15 protein-coding genes are annotated in these 12,329 nt (G+C 71.9%); 10 read left to right on the forward strand and 5 right to left on the reverse strand.

Annotated elements, in window-relative coordinates; all coding sequences use genetic code 11:
- The first annotated feature begins 40 nt into the window (after window positions 1-40).
- Both O5O54_RS16225 and O5O54_RS16230 read left to right on the forward strand, forming a co-directional pair.
- Complete coding sequence (locus O5O54_RS16225; protein WP_279482869.1) at window positions 41-223, forward strand: hypothetical protein; 183 nt, start codon at window positions 41-43, stop codon at window positions 221-223.
- 36 nt (window positions 224-259) lie between these two features.
- Complete coding sequence (locus tag O5O54_RS16230; protein ID WP_279482870.1) at window positions 260-550, forward strand: hypothetical protein; 291 nt, start codon at window positions 260-262, stop codon at window positions 548-550.
- An 18-nt stretch (window positions 551-568) separates the two neighbouring features.
- Here the strand turns inward: O5O54_RS16230 and nth are convergent, their stop codons facing one another.
- The gene (gene nth / locus O5O54_RS16235) at window positions 569-1,351 is read right to left on the reverse strand and encodes a Fe-S cluster assembly protein HesB (RefSeq protein ID WP_279482871.1); all 783 of its coding nucleotides are present in this window, start codon (window positions 1,349-1,351) and stop codon (window positions 569-571) included.
- A gap of 56 nt (window positions 1,352-1,407) precedes the next feature.
- The gene (locus tag O5O54_RS16240; RefSeq protein WP_279482872.1) at window positions 1,408-2,289 is read right to left on the reverse strand and encodes a LysR family transcriptional regulator; all 882 of its coding nucleotides are present in this window, start codon (window positions 2,287-2,289) and stop codon (window positions 1,408-1,410) included.
- Between the two features lie 123 nt (window positions 2,290-2,412).
- On the opposite strand from O5O54_RS16240, the gene O5O54_RS16245 reads away from it, so the two are divergent.
- The 5 genes from O5O54_RS16245 (at window position 2,413) to O5O54_RS16265 (ending at window position 8,574) form a co-directional block, all read left to right on the forward strand.
- Window positions 2,413-3,360, forward strand: a complete 948-nt coding sequence (locus O5O54_RS16245) for a VOC family protein (RefSeq protein ID WP_279482873.1) — start codon at window positions 2,413-2,415, stop codon at window positions 3,358-3,360.
- Window positions 3,361-3,413: 53 nt separating this feature from the next.
- Window positions 3,414-4,043 carry an alpha/beta hydrolase gene (locus O5O54_RS16250; protein WP_279482874.1) on the forward strand — a complete coding sequence of 210 codons (630 nt, stop codon included), beginning with the start codon at window positions 3,414-3,416 and terminating at the stop codon, window positions 4,041-4,043.
- 229 nt (window positions 4,044-4,272) lie between these two features.
- A complete protein-coding gene (locus tag O5O54_RS16255) occupies window positions 4,273-4,995 on the forward strand; it encodes an ABC transporter ATP-binding protein (protein WP_279482875.1) in 723 nt (240 codons plus the stop codon).
- Window positions 4,988-7,513, forward strand: coding sequence for an FtsX-like permease family protein (locus O5O54_RS16260; protein WP_279482876.1), 2,526 nt, complete (start codon window positions 4,988-4,990; stop codon window positions 7,511-7,513). Before O5O54_RS16255 ends, O5O54_RS16260 begins: the two co-directional genes overlap by 8 nt.
- Window positions 7,513-8,574: a lipocalin-like domain-containing protein gene (locus tag O5O54_RS16265; protein WP_279482877.1), complete on the forward strand. Its 1,062-nt coding sequence runs from the start codon at window positions 7,513-7,515 to the stop codon at window positions 8,572-8,574. The genes O5O54_RS16260 and O5O54_RS16265 overlap by 1 nt, the downstream gene beginning before the upstream one ends.
- A gap of 119 nt (window positions 8,575-8,693) precedes the next feature.
- Here the strand turns inward: O5O54_RS16265 and O5O54_RS16270 are convergent, their stop codons facing one another.
- Both O5O54_RS16270 and O5O54_RS16275 read right to left on the reverse strand, forming a co-directional pair.
- A complete protein-coding gene (locus tag O5O54_RS16270) occupies window positions 8,694-9,335 on the reverse strand; it encodes a 3-oxoacid CoA-transferase subunit B (RefSeq protein WP_279482878.1) in 642 nt (213 codons plus the stop codon).
- On the reverse strand, window positions 9,335-10,072 hold the full coding sequence (locus tag O5O54_RS16275) for a CoA transferase subunit A (RefSeq protein ID WP_279482879.1): 738 nt from the start codon (window positions 10,070-10,072) through the stop codon (window positions 9,335-9,337). Before O5O54_RS16275 ends, O5O54_RS16270 begins: the two co-directional genes overlap by 1 nt.
- A 60-nt stretch (window positions 10,073-10,132) precedes the next feature.
- Between O5O54_RS16275 and O5O54_RS16280 the strand changes: the two genes are divergently transcribed.
- Entirely contained in the window at window positions 10,133-10,750 is a 618-nt protein-coding gene (locus tag O5O54_RS16280) for a LuxR C-terminal-related transcriptional regulator (RefSeq protein WP_279482880.1), read from the forward strand.
- Between the two features lie 4 nt (window positions 10,751-10,754).
- On the opposite strand, the gene O5O54_RS16285 is transcribed toward O5O54_RS16280, so the two are convergent.
- Window positions 10,755-10,964 (reverse strand): hypothetical protein, encoded by a 210-nt coding sequence (locus O5O54_RS16285; protein WP_279482881.1) that lies wholly within the window; start codon window positions 10,962-10,964, stop codon window positions 10,755-10,757.
- 166 nt (window positions 10,965-11,130) lie between these two features.
- Here O5O54_RS16285 and O5O54_RS16290 point away from each other — a divergent pair, with 166 nt between their 5' ends.
- Entirely contained in the window at window positions 11,131-11,757 is a 627-nt protein-coding gene (locus O5O54_RS16290) for a ribonuclease D (RefSeq protein ID WP_279482882.1), read from the forward strand.
- 205 nt (window positions 11,758-11,962) lie between these two features.
- Window positions 11,963-12,304, forward strand: a complete 342-nt coding sequence (locus O5O54_RS16295; protein ID WP_279482883.1) for an ATPase inhibitor subunit zeta — start codon at window positions 11,963-11,965, stop codon at window positions 12,302-12,304.
- Window positions 12,305-12,329: the final 25 nt, after the last annotated feature.

Consider the following 12,329-nt stretch of genomic DNA (forward strand, 5'->3'; position numbering starts at 1 on the left):
CGCGTCATTCCGTCGGATGCCCATAGGAGGGACGGACCCGATGAGCGGAGAAAAGCACGGCTCGACGACGCCCGCGGGCGCGGACAAGGAGCCCGATACCGAGGCCGCGACGCCCGGCGCGGGACCGCATGCCAAGCCGGAACTGACGAACCCCGACGCCACGCCCGGCGCCGGCAGCCTGCCGGACGAAGGCGAGACCGGCGACGACGCCGGCGCAGGCTGACGCTCCCGCCCCCACCCACAGATTCGAGGACCACGCATGTCGAACATTCCCGAGACGCCCGAACGCAACGCCCCCGACCCGATCCTGCCCGAGCCGATCGGCGAGGACGGACTGGTGACACAGCCCGACGACGGGGCGCTGGACGAGGAGGAACAGTCCCAGACTTCCGGCGACACGCCGCCGATTCCTCCGATCGTCGAGGACAAGCGCACGCCCGGCGACCAGGAGCGCCCGATGACGGAGGAGGAGGAACTCGACGAGGCCCTCGACGACACGTTCCCCGCCTCCGACCCGATCGCGCCCAGCCGGATCGACGGCCCGCTCTGACCCCGCAGAACGGGTCGGTCACGACACCTTGAAGGCGCTCGGGCAGATGTCCGCCAAGGTGCAGCGCTCGCAGGCGGGGCGCCGGTGGTAGCAGACCTTCTGGCCGTGCAACATCAGCACCTCGTGGTTGTCGTAGAGGTCCTGGGCACTCCAGTCCGCGGGCAGTTGCGCCCGCAGGACGGGATGCGACGGGCCGACCGCGAGGTCCGGCGCGATCAGTCCGAGCCGGATGGCGACGCGGTGATGGTGGCTGTCGACGGGCAGCGCGGGCATGCGCAAGGTGGAGAAGGACAGGACCGCCGCGCTGGTCTTCGGCCCGACGCCCGGCAGTTCTTCCAGCCAGGCGCGCGCTTCGGCCGGCTCCATGCCGGCGAGAAACTGGAGGTCGAGCCGGCCCGCCCGTTCCCGGACGCCCTTCAGGATGGCCTGGATGCGCGGCGCCTTCTGCTCGGGCCAGCGCACGCCGTGGATCAGGCTCTCGACCTCGGCCGTGTCGGCCGCGATCAGTTCGCCCCAGTCGGGAAAGCGCTGCCGCAGCGCCTTGAAGGCGCGCCCCGAGTCCGCATTGCGCGTCCGGTGCGACAGGAGCGAGGAGACGAGTTCGCTCAAGGGGTCGAGGTCGTGGAAATAGCCGATCGGACAGCCGTAGACGGCGCAGAGCCGGTCGTGGACCAGCCGGGCCTTGGCCTCGAGATCGGTGCTCGACGGTTCGGCATCGCTCGGGCGGGCGGTTCGGCGCACGGAACGGCTTGGCGCAGGCCGCTCCGACCGGTTCGGGTGGGTGGTCGGGTTCGGTGCCATGGAGCCGGAATCCGCCGCGATTCCCGGCGGTTCCCGAAGCCGCGCCCCTGCGGCAATCAGTCCGGCTGCGGGCGCTGCCCTTCCAGGAGCGGGCGCCGCTCGGCCACCGCCTCGCCCAGAAAGTCCATCAGCGCCCGCACGCGCGGCACATGGCGCAGGTCCGCGTGCGTCAGCAGCCAGAGATCGGTGGCGAAGCGCTCGTCCGGCGCGCCGAGGCGCCGGAGCGCCGGCCGGCCGTCGCCGACGAAGCAGGGCAGATAGCCGCAGCCGAGGCCGGCCTCGATCGCCTCCGCGAGACCCAGAACCGTGTTGACGCGGTAGCCGATGCGCTCCGGCGGCACGGTTCCCGCCACGTGCCGAACGACGGCCATCGGCCCCATCGCGTCGCCGAGCGACACCCAGTCGTCTCCCGCCGCCTCGCGCGCGCCATAGAGCGCCCAGGCGATGCGCGCGCCCTTGCGCCCGACCAGCGTGTCCGGCGGCCGGTCGGTGGCGCGGATCGCCACGTCCGCGTCGCGCTTCGACAGGTTGAGCGCGGGATTGCCGAGCACGACGTCGAGCCGCACGGCCGGACATTGCCGGCGGAAGTCCGAGAAGATCGGCGTCAGGAAGTGGATCAGCAGCGTGTCGTTGGTGGTGACGCGCACCTCGCCGGCCGGCACCGGCTCGCGGCCCGCCAGGCGGAGCGCCGCGGCATCCACCGCCGACCCGACCTCGCGCGCCAGGGCCGCGATCTCCTCGCCAGCCGGCGTCGGCACCAGCCGCGCCCCGTTGCGCTCGAACAAGGCGCAGCCCATCGTCCCCTCGATCTGGCGCAGGCGGCGGAACACGGTGGAATGGGCGACGCCGAGCCGGTCGGCGGCCGCGGGAAGCGTGCCCACCTCCGCCACGGCGCCGACGAGCCGCAGGTCGTCCCAGGCCAGCCTATCGAGGTCCATCGCCGCTCTCCGTTCGACGCGTGCAAGAGCGTGATTGCACGGATGCAACGCGATTGCATCTGACGATCGCGCATCATTGCGATTATGTTGCTCCTCGACACACGAACCCTGAGGAGACAGGACATGAGCCACGGCATCCATCACGTCACCGCCATCGCCGGTCCCGCGGCGCGCAACGTGCGGTTCTATACCGACACGCTCGGCCTCCGGCTGGTGAAGCAGACCGTCAATTTCGACGATCCCGGCACCTGGCACCTCTACTACGGCGACGAGGCCGGCAGCCCCGGCACGATCCTGACCTTCTTCCCCTGGGAGCACGCGGCCCCCGGCCGGCTCGGCGTCGGCGAGACGCAGGAGACCGTGTTCCGCGTGCCGGAAGGCGCGATCGGCTGGTGGACGCACCGCTTCATCGAGAAGGGCGTCGCCTTCGACCCGCCGGTGAAGCGATTCGGCGAGACGGCGCTGGCCTTCCGCGATCCGGACGGGATGCACCTCGCGCTCGTCGCGGTGCCGGGCGCGGAGGCCGAGCCCGGCTGGACCGGCGGCGGTGTGCCGGCGGAGGTCGCGATCCGCGGCTTCCATTCGGTGAGCCTGCTCCTCGAGGAGAAGGCGCCGACCGGCGCGGTGCTGACCGACGTCCTCGGATTCCGCGAGCTGGGGTCGGAAGGCTCGACCACGCGCTTCCAGGTCGACGGCACCGGGATCGGCGGCATCGTCGACATCCGGGCCGTCGGCGGCTTCCTGAAGCCTCGGCCGGGTGCGGGCTCCGTCCACCACGTCGCCTTCCGGGCGGCGGACGACGCGGCGGAAGCGGCGATGGCGAGGCGCCTCGTCGAGAACCACCGCATCGGCGTGACGGAGCAGCGAGACCGCAACTACTTCCGCTCGGTCTATTTCCGCGAGCCGGGCCATGTCCTGTTCGAGATCGCGACCGACCAGCCGGGCTTTGCCGTGGACGAGCCGGCCGCCAGCCTCGGCACGACGCTCAAGCTGCCGCACGGCCTGGAGGCCCAGCGCGCGCGGATCGAGAGCGTGCTGCCCGATCTCGGCCTTGCCGACCGGGCGGCCTGACGAAACCGGCCAGGGCAGCGCATCGCCGCCCCGGCCCCCTTCCGGAGGACCTCATGAGCCAGACCAGCCAAGCCCTGTCGCACATCCACCGCTTCGTGCCCGCGACCGCGCCGTCGCGCGCGCCGCTCCTCCTCCTGCACGGGACGGGCGGCGACGAGAACGACCTTCTCGGCCTCGGCGCCGCCCTCGTGCCCGGCGCGGCCCTCCTGTCGCCGCGCGGCCGCGTGTCGGAGAACGGCATGCCGCGCTTCTTCCGGCGCCTGTCGGAAGGCGTGTTCGACGAGGCCGACGTCGTGGCGCGCGCCGGCGATCTCGCCCGCTTCGTGGACGAGGCGCGGCACGCCTACGGTCTGGCCGCGCCGATCGCCGTCGGTTTCTCCAACGGCGCCAACATCGCGGCGGCGCTCCTGATGCTGGAGCCTCGGCTCCTGGCCGGCGCCGTCCTGATCCGTCCGATGGTGCCGCTTCAGACGGCGCCAGCCTTCGACCTTCCGGCCACGCCGGTCCTGATGCTGTCGGGCGCGATGGACCCGATCGTGCCGGCAGCCAACGCGGAGCGCCTCGCCGCGACCCTCGAGGCGGGCGGCGCCCGGGTGCGGCACGAGGTCCTGCCCGTCGGCCACGGCCTGACGCAGATGGACCTGACGCTCGCCCATCGCTGGCTGCAGGACGGCGCGGCCTGAGAACCGGGGACGGAACCATGCGGCGGAGGGCCGGCGAGAATTATCCGTTGCTGGCGAGGCGCCGAGCGCAGACGATGCAGCGCATCGGTGAGCATCGGAAACGATGACCAGCGGCGGAAGGGTCCGCCGGGCCGACCCGCAGGGTTCCGTCCCCGGTTCCACGCCTGCGGCGTCCGGCACCAGGCCGGGCGCCTGGATCGGCGGCCGCGGCGCCCCAGTTTCGGGGGCGATGCACACCGATCCCGCCCTCGATACCCGTCCGCCCGCCGCCGCGCCCGAGCGCCTGCGCGTCTCCGGCCTCGGCAAGACCGTGCCGGGCGGGCGGCGCCTGTTCTCCGGTCTCGACCTTGCGGTCGCCGGCGGCGAACTCGTCGCCATCGTCGGGGAATCGGGCACCGGCAAGTCGACGCTCCTCAACATTCTCGCGGGCCTCGACGAGGCGGACGAGGGTGTGGTCGAGGTCGGCGGCACCGCGCTCGGCCCTCTCGACGAGACGGCGCGCACCCGGCTCCGCCGCGAGCGGATCGGCTTCGTCTTCCAGGCCTTCCACATCCTGCCCTACCTGACCCTCGGCCGGAACGTCGCGCTGCCGCTCGCCCTCGTCTCGCCCGACGCCGCACGGGCGAAGGCGGAGGCCGAGCGGCTGCTCGCCGCCGTCGGGCTCGGCGGCCGGGCCGACGACTATGCGCGCGACCTGTCCGGCGGCGAACTCCAGCGGGTGGCCATCGCCCGCGCCCTCGTCCACAGGCCCGCGCTGATCCTCGCCGACGAGCCGACCGGCAATCTCGATCCCGACACGGCCACGCGCGTTCTCGCCCTTTTCGCCTCGGCCGTGCGCGAGGGCGGCGCGGCGGCCGTGATCGTCACCCATTCGCCCGCGACCGCCGCCGTCGCAGACCGCGTCCTGACGCTGACCGCGACCGGCCTCCGCGACGGCTCGACGCATGGCTGAGGCCGGCCTCACCCAGGCCCGTCTGGCGCTGCGCTGGCTGATCGCCGGCGAGGGCCGCGCCCATCCCGCGCGTTTTCTCCTGACGGCCGTCGCCATCGCCGTCGGCGTCGCGCTCGGCTTCGCGGTCCATCTCGTCAACGGCTCGGCGCTGGCCTCCTTCGAGGGCGCGGTGCGCTCGGTCAACGGCGCGGCCGACCTCCAGGTGCGCGCGGCAAGCCCGCTGGGCTTCGACGAGACCGCCTACGGGCCGATCGCGCTGACTGAGGGCGTCGCGGATGCCAGCCCCGTCGTGGTGCTGGAAGCGCGGGCGGGCGAGGCGCGCTTCACGCTGCTGGGCCTCGACGTCCTGCGCGCCGCCCGCGTCACGCCGACGCTGGTCGGCCTGAACGCGCAAGGGGTCGACCAGAATCGGTCGGCCGTCTTTTCGGAAGACGCCCTGTTCCTGTCGCGCGCGGCCTTGGCGGCGACGGGCGCGACCGTCGGCGACACGATCGCCGTCTCCGCCAACGGGCGCACCGTCCCCTTTCGCATCGCCGGCACGCTGGACGGGGCGGGCGACACGGAGCGGCTCGGCACGATCGACATCGCGGCCGCGCAATGGCGCTTCGACCGGCTGGGACGACTCGACCGGATCGACCTCTCGGTGAGCGACCGGGAGGCTACCCAAAGCGCTTTGACCCCCCTCCTGCCGGCCAATGCCAGTCTCGGCACCGACGAGACGGAGGCGCGCCAGGGCTCGGCGCTCAGCCGCGCTTACCGGGTCAATCTCGACATGCTGGCCCTCGTCGCGCTCCTGACCGGCGGCTTCCTCGTCTTCTCCGCGCAGGCGCTCTCCGTCGCGCGGCGGCTTCGCACCTTCGCGCTCCTGCGCACCCTTGGCCTGCCGCGCGGCGGCGTCGTGGCGGCCGTCACGCTGGAAGGTCTGGCGATCGGCCTCGTCGGCGCGGCGCTCGGCCTCCTTCTCGGCTACGGGCTCGCGTCCCTGGCGCTGCGGCTTCTCGGCGGCGACCTCGGCGCCGGCTATTTCGAGGGTGGGGCGGCACGCGTCGTGTTCCAGCCCGCGGCCGCCGTCGCGTTCTTCGCGCTGGGTCTCCTCGCGGCCCTCTTCGGCAGCGCCCTGCCGGCGCGCGCCGCCTCGCGCGCGGCGCCCGCCGCGAGCCTCAAGAACGCCGGCGACCTCGTCGATCCGCGTGCACGCGTGCCCATCCTGCCCGCCGTCGTGCTGCTGGCGGCCGGCATCCTGGCAAGCCTCGCGCCTCCCGTAGCGGGCCTGCCGATCCTCGGCTTCGCCGGCATGGCGCTGATGCTGGCCGGCGGCGTCGCGGGCGTGCCCTGGGTCGCGCGCCAGCTCCTGAAGCCGCTCCTCGCCCGCGCGCCGGCCGCCGTGCCCGCCCAACTGGCGGTGCGCCACGTTCAGGGCAGCCCCGGCGAGGCGGCGACGGCGCTGTGCGGCATCGTCGCTTCCACCGCGCTCGTGATCGCCATGGCGACCATGGTCACGAGCTTCCGCACGGCCGTGGACGTGTGGCTCGGCGATGTGCTGTCGGCCGACCTTTATCTGCGCACCGGCGCCGGCAGCGGCTTCGACGAGGCGGCGCAAGGCCGGCTCATGACGGTGCCCGGCGTCGGTACGATCTCGTTCAGCCGGCAGATCCCGCTTTCGATCGAACCGGACCGCCCGCCCGTCTCGCTCATCGCGCGCGATATCGGGACCGGCGAAGCGGGCGGACTTCTGCGCTCGGTCGAGACCGCATCGGCGCCCGCCCCGGCCGGCACGGTGCCGGTCTACGTCTCAGAACCCGCCGCGCGGCTCTACGGCTGGCGGCCGGGTGCGACGATCGCGCTTCCGATCGGGCAGGACGCCTCCTTCTTCGTCGCTGGCATCTGGCGCGACTACGCCCGGCAGCAGGGCGCCGTCGCGATCGCCGGCACCGACTACACCAGCCTCACCGGCGACGCGACGCGCGACGAGGCGGCGGTAACGCTGGCGCCCGGCGCCGATGCGGGCGAGACGGGCCGCGCCCTTCTGGCCGCCCTGCCGCAGGGCCTCTCCGCCAACCTCGCCCGGCCCGCCGAGCTGCGCGCCTATGCGCTCGACCTCTTCGACCGGTCCTTCACCGTCACCTACGTCCTTCAGGCCGTCGCCATGCTGGTCGGCCTGTCGGGCGTCGCCGCCACCATCTCGGCGCAGACGCTGGCGCGCACCCGCGAGTTCGGCATGCTGCGCCATCTCGGGGTGTCGCGCGGCCAGATCCGCGCCATGCTGGGGATGGAGGGCGCGCTGCTCGGCGCCGTCGGCGCGGTGGCGGGCGTCGCGCTCGGCCTCGCGCTGTCCCAGGTGCTGATCCACGTGATCAACCCGCAGAGCTTCAACTGGACCATGGAGACGCGCGTGCCCTGGGGCACGCTCGCGCTGGTCTCGGCCGTCCTGGTCGTGGCGGCCGCCCTGACGGCGGTGCTCGCCGGGCGGCAGGCGACGTCGCAAGGGGCGGTGCAGGCCGTGCGGGAGGATTGGTGATGCGCTTGGCTCTGGCCCTTCTCCTGTCGCTCGCCCTCCTCCTGCCGGCTCGTGCGCAGGAGTTCCCCGCCGTGCGCCCCGGCGTCCCCCTCGCCTTTCCCGCCGACCACGGCGCCCATCCCGACTTCCGCACCGAATGGTGGTACGTCACCGGCTGGCTGACGACGGAAGACGGCGAAGAGCTCGGCTTCCAGGTGACGTTCTTCCGAACCCGGCCGGGGATCGACCCCGCCAATCCCAGCCGCTTCGCGCCGGCACAGGTCCTCTTCGCCCATGCCGCCCTCTCGGACCCGAAGCTCGGGCGCCTCCTGCACGGCGAGCGCTCGGCGCGCGAGGGCTTCGGGCTGGCGCGGGCGGCGACCGGCGACGCCGACATCGCCATCCGCGACTGGCGCCTCAAGCGCGAGCCGGACGGGCGCTGGACGACGGCGGTCCGGACGCCGGACTTCTCTTACGCCCTCGCCTTCCGGCCGACGCAGGAGATTTTCCTGCAAGGGGATCAGGGCTTCAGCCGCAAGGGCACGGGCGAAGGGGAAGCCAGCTACTACTATTCGCTGCCGCATCTCGCGGTCGCCGGCACCCTCACCCGCGAGGGCCGGACGACCCAGGTGACCGGCGAGGCCTGGCTCGACCGCGAATGGTCCTCGCAGTTCCTCTCGCCCGATGCCACCGGCTGGGACTGGACGGGCCTCAACTTCGACGACGGCTCGGCGCTCGTCGCCTTCCGCATCCGCGGGCGCGAGGAGGATACGCTCTATGCCGGCGGCTCCTGGCGCCGGCCGGACGGCACGATCGCGCGCCTCGGCCCGGAGGACATCCGCTTCGAGCCGGTGCGCCGCTGGCGCTCCGAACGCACCGGCGCGACCTATCCGGTCGAGCAGATTCTGACGATCCGCCTGCCCGAGGGCGAGCGGCGCCTGCCGCTCCGGCCCCTTTTCGACGACCAGGAACTCGACGGGCGGGCCGGGGGCCTGCCCGTCTACTGGGAAGGGGCGGTGAGGACGGAGGGCGGCCGGGGCTATCTGGAGCTCACCGGCTACACCTCGCCGCTGTCGCTCTGACGAGCGACGACAAGCCCTTGTCTCTGCTTCGTGCTACGGTGCGGAGACGGCGAGCCGGAGGATTCTGTCCGGCTGGCGACCGTCGGAGCAGCCGGTAGCACCTTCGACGCGCCGCGTGCTTAGAGGCCCACCTCGAACGACGCCGCGGTCTTGGCGCGGATCTCGTCCAGCGTCACGCCGTCGGCCAGCTCGATCAGGGTCAGGCGCTCCGGCCCCTTGCGCTCCACGGTGAAGACGCCGAGGTCGGTGATCACGAGGTCGGCGACGCGCGCCCCGGTCAGCGGCAGGGTGCATTCGGGCAGGAGCTTGGATTCGCCCTTGGCCTCGTGCTCCATGACGACGACCACCCGCTTGACGCCGGCGACGAGATCCATCGCCCCGCCCATGCCCTTCACCATCTTGCCGGGGATCATCCAGTTGGCGAGATCGCCATTGGCCGCCACCTGCATGGCGCCGAGGATGGAGAGGTCGATATGGCCGCCCCGGATCATCGCGAAACTGTCGGCCGAGGAGAAGAAGCTCGTCATCGGCAGTTCGGTGATGGTCTGCTTGCCGGCGTTGATGAGGTCGGCGTCCTCCTCGCCCTCATAGGGGAAGGGGCCCATGCCGAGCATGCCGTTCTCCGACTGGAGCACCACCTCGATGCCGGGAGGGATATGATTGGCCACCAGCGTCGGGATGCCGATGCCTAGATTCACGTAGAACCCGTCCTCGAGTTCGCGGGCGGCGCGGGCCGCCATCTGGTCGCGCGTCCAGGCCATCAGACTTCCTCCCCCGCTGCCGCCGGCACGCCGGCCGTCTCGCGCTTTCGCACCGTGCGCTGCTCGATATGCTTCTCCGGGTTCGGCACGTGGACGATCCGCTGCACGAAGATGCCGGGCGTGTGGATCCCGTCCGCATCGATCGAGCCGACCGGCACCATGTGCTCGACCTCGGCCACCGTGACCTTGGCGGCGGTCGCCATCATCGGATTGAAGTTTCGCGCCGTCTTCCGGTAGACGAGGTTGCCTTCCGCGTCGCCCGTATGGGCGTGGACGATGGCGAGATCGGCAAACAGGCCGCGCTCCATGACGTAGGATTCGCCGTCGAACTCGCGCACTTCCTTGCCCTCGGCGATCAAGGTGCCGACGCCGGTCTTGGTGAAGAAGGCGGGAATGCCCGCCCCGCCGGCCCGGATGCGCTCGGCGAGCGTTCCTTGCGGGTTGAACTCCAGCTCCAGCTCACCCGACAGGTACTGCTGGGCGAAGAGCTTGTTCTCGCCGACATAGGACGAGATCATCTTCTTGATCTGCCGGGTGGCGAGCAGCCGGCCGAGGCCGATCCCGTCGACGCCCGCATTGTTGGAGATGATCGTCAGGCCCTTCACGCCGGACTGCTGCACCGCGTCGATCAGCGCCTCCGGGATGCCGCACGGGCCGAAGCCGCCGGCCATGATCACCATGTCGTCGTGGAGCACCCCGGCCAGGGCCTCTGTCGCCGTCGAACGAACTTTTCGCAAGCCCAAACCTCCCGCCTGCCGGCCGCCCGTGGCAGCCCCGAACGGGAGGAAAGCTAGTGCTTGCCCGTCGGACCCGGCGAGTCGTATTTCTACGGCATGTCCGCACGCCCAAAGCCCGAACGCGACCTTGAGAACGCCCCGCGCTTCGCGCTGGCCGAGCTGCCCGTGCCGCTCGTCTTCGCCACCCACCGCATCATCCGCGACTGCAACGCCGAGTTCGCCGCGCTCTTCGGCTTCGAGCGGGCCGAGCTGATCGACACCAGCTTCTCGCGCCTCTACCCGCAGCTCGACGACTTCGTGCGCACCGGCGAGATGTGGCGTAGCCACCTGCCCGGCGGCCAGGTCTACCAGGACGAGCGGATCATGCGCGGGGCCATGGGCCGGCGCTTCTGGGCGCGGGTCAACGGGCGCTCGCGCCGAGCGGCCGATCCCTTTGCCGAAGCGATCTATGCGTTCGAGCCGCTGAACCGGCCGGTGAACGGCGCGACGCTCCGGCTGACGGGGCGCCAGCGGCAGATTCTGGCCCTGGTGGCGCAGGGGCGAACCAATGCCGAGATCGCGGCGGAGATCGGCCTGTCGCAGCGCACGGTGGAGGCGCACCGGCTGCGCCTGTCTCGCGCGGTGGGCGTGCGCAACGGGGCCGAACTCGTCGCCTGGTTCCTGGCGGACGGCGGCTGAACGGTCAGCGCCGCCCGCCGCCGCGCGCCGTCCGGCCGAGGCCCGCCTCGACATGGGCGATCCGCTCGGCCAGCGGCAGGGCCGCGGAGGGTCGGGCCGGCTGGACCGGCGTGCCCCACTGGAAACCCGGCCCAGCGGCCGAGCCGAAGGCGGCGGGGTAGCCGAGGCCGGTCGTCTTGCGGGCACGCGGCAGCGGATGGATCGTGGCGGTCATCGTGTGTCTCCCTCGTCTCGATGAAGGAGGGATAGGCGGCGGGGGTTTCGCGCCGATGTCGCGGATGTTTCGTCGGGCGCGGCGAAGTTCGAGGTTTGGCCGCGCGCCGAAATCCGCTATGGCGGCGCGATCCTTCGCAACACGACAAGCGCCCGGAGACAGCGTCATGACGATCCGCGTTCACAAGGGAGACCTTCCCGACCTCGCCCGCTACACGGGTTCGGTGGCGATCGACACGGAGACGCTCGGCCTCGACACGCGGCGCGACCGCCTCTGCGTGGTGCAGCTCTCGCCCGGCGACGGCACGGCCGACATCGTGCAGATCTCCAAGGGCCAGAAGGAGGCCCCCAATCTCTGCGCGCTCCTGGCGGACAGGTCGAAGCGCAAGATTTTCCACTACGCCCGGTTCGACATCGCCGCGCTCTACCACGCCTTCGGCGTGATGACGGAGCCGGTCTTCTGCACCAAGATCGCCTCGCGCCTGACCCGCACCTACACCGACCGGCACGGGCTCAAGGACCTGTCCAAGGAACTGATCGGAGTGGACCTGTCGAAGCAGCAGCAGTCCTCCGACTGGGCGGCCGAGACGCTGACCCCCGCGCAGCTCGACTATGCCGCCTCGGACGTCCTTTACCTCCACGACCTGATGGGCGTGCTCCTGAAGCGTCTGGAGCGGGAGGACCGGCTGGAACTGGCCGAGGCGTCCTTCGCCTATCTGCCGACGCGAGCGAAGCTCGATCTCCTCGGCTGGGACGAGGAGGACATCTTCTCCCATTCCGCCGCCCGCCCCTGATCGCGGGTTCGTGACCGCCCGCTCGCGCGATCGTAAGGGCACAACACCGTTTCGCGCACCGGCTTTAACGATCGGTTAGGAACTTTTCCGGCCGATCGATTCAATTGTCGGGAATTGATTCCGGCTCCCTTGAGAGCCCCCGCGCTAGCGTTGGTCCAGTCGACCGAGGAACCGGCGACGGGGATCAACGAGGGGAACCGGAACCATGCAGACCATCGAGCTTCGCCACGAGCTGTCCGAACGCCGCCATGCGCTGGAGGAGCGCCGCTCCTTCTGCGACCGCGCCCGCGCGGACCGGCTCGTCGGCCTCTGGGCGGCCGGCCATCTCGGCCTGCGGGACGGGGACGCCGAGACCTATGCCGACGAAGTGGTCCGGGCGGGCGTGAAGGCGCCGGGCGGGCGCGGCGGCTTCGACCGCATCGCCGCCGACCTGGCCGCGACGCCCATCCATGTCGAGGCGATCCGCTCGCGCTACGCCATCGTCATGGCCGACATCGACCGGCCCCACGCCCCGGTCGGCATGCAGGGCTTCTCGCTCGGCTTCTGAGGTCCAACCCGCAGGTTCCAGGGGC

This window comes from Aureimonas sp. SK2, from assembly GCF_029813115.1.
Lineage (GTDB): Bacteria > Pseudomonadota > Alphaproteobacteria > Rhizobiales > Rhizobiaceae > Aureimonas.